Genomic DNA, 533 nt, shown 5'->3' with positions numbered 1-533 from the left:
GTGTTTGGTTAATTAACCCCCCAGTTAATCCAGACATGTGCGCCATAAATTTGACTGTGCACGGTTTTTTGACTTAACTAGTGGCTGTTTTCAGATTTCAGGCGTCTACAGGCACAAGGTGTCCTGCAAGCGTCTCGCTTGCCCCATTTTTCGGGCATTGAGTTGACTAGGGAAGTTGCTATTGCATGTGGCGTGAAACCAAAATTCTGCTGATCGATGACGATAGCGTCCGCCGCCGCGACCTGGCGGTGATTTTAAATTTTCTCGGCGAAGAAAATTTACCCTGCGGCAGCCATGACTGGCAGCAGGCTGTCGGCTCTTTGTCATCAAGTCGTGAAGTCATCTGTGTACTGATCGGGACGGTAAATGCTCCGGGTGCACTGTTGGGCTTGTTAAAGACACTCTCGACATGGGATGAGTTCCTTCCTGTTTTGCTGATGGGCGATAATTCTTCCGTCGACCTGCCGGAAGACCAGCGCCGCCGGGTGCTTTCAACGCTGGAAATGCCACCCAGCTACAGCAAGCTGCTCCGA

1 pseudogene is annotated in these 533 nt (G+C 51.4%); it reads left to right on the top strand.

The annotated features are described in order from the left end of the window. Positions 1-185 precede the first annotated feature (185 nt). Positions 186-533: pseudogene (locus HT737_RS30775) on the top strand (sigma-54-dependent Fis family transcriptional regulator); the annotation flags it as partial.

This window comes from Pseudomonas sp. MD195_PC81_125, assembly GCF_014060985.1.
Taxonomy (GTDB): Bacteria; Pseudomonadota; Gammaproteobacteria; order Pseudomonadales; family Pseudomonadaceae; genus Aquipseudomonas; species Aquipseudomonas parakoreensis.
Note: the sequence above shows the minus strand (reverse complement) of the source record. Positions and strands in the feature narration are given on the sequence as shown.